Below are 2,068 nucleotides of genomic sequence, written 5' to 3'. Positions count from 1 at the left end.
CGTCGAGGTGTCGACCGCCGCCGGGGCGCCGCCCTTGGTCAGGCCGGCCTTCTTGGAGCAGACCGGCCAGGCGCCCGGGCCCTGCGAGGCGAGGACCTTCTCCGCGACGGCGATCTGCTGCGCCTTGGTGGCCAGGTTCGCCTGCGGGGCGTACGCGGTGCCACCGAAGGCGGCCCAGGTGCTGGAGGTGAACTGCAGGCCGCCGTAGAAACCGTTGCCGGTGTTGATGGCCCAGTTGCCGCCGCTCTCGCACTGGGCGACGGCGTCCCAGGTGGAGACGGACGCGGCGGAGGCCGAGGTGGCCGTGACGAGGCCGGCCACCGGCAGGGCCGCGACAGCGGCGCCCGCCACGACAGCCATCCGGACGCGGTTGCGCTTGGTGGCGGCGGCGGTGGTGGTGGCAGCGGCGGACTCGTTACGGAAGGTCATGAGGTTCCTCTCGACAGCCCCGGGCGGGCATGCGGAACCAAGCCCTGGAAGAGGACTGGAATCGCTCGCCGCGTCCGTCGGGCGGCCGGGGACGTATCGGACGTCCCACGCCGCCCCTGGCCACCCGCCACGCACCGGCGACCTGTTCGAGCGGTCGCATCGGCGGGCACGGCCGGCGCCGGACGAACCGGCGGGCTGTGCGTCGGGGGTGAACCCGGGTGGTGCTCGTTGCACCGCCAAAGAAGCTACGAGTCGGCCGCCGGGGATCCAAACACTTACGGGTCTCCCCAGCTCAGCAAGGGATTACCGCCGGTAACAACCTGCCATTCATGTCCCAAATGTCCTTTTTAAGCGACATTTCCTAGATCAAACATCCGCAGGCCGTGGCTCACCTCACACTTCGATTCCGGCACTCCCGCCACCGAGATCGACACATTGCGATGCCACCGACACCCTCCGCGATCGATTCCGGGGCAATTCCCGTCACCCCGACCCCCCACCCGTGACCCCTGCCACAAGGGCCCGTTGGGCAGGACGGCCGGGCCGCCCCCGCCTCGGCTCGAACAGAGCCGGCCCGCCGCCCACCCGTTCCGACCCCCGACACCGCACCGACACCGCACCGAGGAGACACCCAGTGCCGCGCATGCTCGACGTCAGCGACGAGGTCCGTTCCGAGATCGGCGACGACGAGGCCGACCGCCTGCTCGGCGGCGCCCACGCGCCCGACAGCTACGAGTGCACCTCCTGCCGCACGCCCGGCGACGCGTTCCAGGAGCCCACCAGCACCGTCCTGTTCGTCGGCGAGGAGACGGCGGTCCTGGCCTTCGCGCACGCCCGCTGCATCCCCTCCCAGGTGGTCCCGGTCTCCGAGGAGCAGCTGGCCGGCGCCGTCCGCAGCATCAGCCAGTCCCAGGGCGACCCGGCCGCCGAGGCCGTCCCCGCCCAGCCCCAACCGCCGGTCCCCGCGCCCGCCCCGGCGCCGGACGCGGTCTCCGCCCCGTCCGGCGGACGGCCCGGCACGCCCGGCCAGGCCGCGATCCTCGGCATCACCTGCGGGCTGGTCCTGCACGGCGACACCGGCCACGCCTCCCTGGTCGTCGAGCCGACCGGACCGGTCGGCCGCCCGGGCACCATCACGGGCGAGGACGAGTTCCTCGACCTGCTCCAGGACGCGGGCTTCCAGCCGGTCACCGACCTCGACAAGACCCCGGACCAGCTGCCCGGCTGGTCGGTGCTGGTCGCGATGGGCAAGCTGCACGCGGTCCTCCAGCCCTCGGCGGCCGGCGGCAGCACCGGCTGGTGGCAGGCCCACCAGCCCCTCCAGGTCACCGACGCCTGGCGGTTCGCCGCCAACCAGCTCGGCGAGGTCACCATGTACGCCGTCCCGGCCGGGACGGTCGGCCGGCAGCCGCGCGAGGACCTGCTGCGGCAGGCGCTGGAGCGGGCGGTGGCGATGGGCCAGGTGGTCGCGGCCTCCCTCCCGCTCGCCGGCACCTGAGCCGCACCCCGGGCCTGACCGCGGGCCTCACCCACGCCCCTCACCCCGGGCCACGCCCGACCGGCCGACAACCCGGCCGACAACCCGGCCGACAACCTGGCCGGCACCCCGGCCACACCCCGGCCGCGGGGCCCGCCGAGC

2 protein-coding genes are annotated in these 2,068 nt (G+C 73.9%); one reads left to right on the top strand and one right to left on the bottom strand.

Features of this window, described 5'->3' with window-relative positions; genetic code table 11:
• Positions 1–429, bottom strand: a 429-nt coding sequence (locus tag ABD308_RS30580) for a transglycosylase family protein (protein ID WP_344342151.1), incomplete at its 3' end; no start/stop codon positions are given.
• Between the two features lie 634 nt (positions 430–1,063).
• Here ABD308_RS30580 and ABD308_RS30575 point away from each other — a divergent pair.
• Positions 1,064–1,927 carry a hypothetical protein gene (locus tag ABD308_RS30575; protein WP_344342145.1) on the top strand — a complete coding sequence of 288 codons (864 nt, stop codon included), beginning with the start codon at positions 1,064–1,066 and terminating at the stop codon, positions 1,925–1,927.
• The last annotated feature ends 141 nt before the right edge of the window (positions 1,928–2,068 follow it).

This window comes from Kitasatospora putterlickiae, from assembly GCF_039527695.1.
GTDB classification, from domain to species: Bacteria; Actinomycetota; Actinomycetes; order Streptomycetales; family Streptomycetaceae; genus Kitasatospora; species Kitasatospora putterlickiae.
Note: the sequence above shows the minus strand (reverse complement) of the source record. Positions and strands in the feature narration are given on the sequence as shown.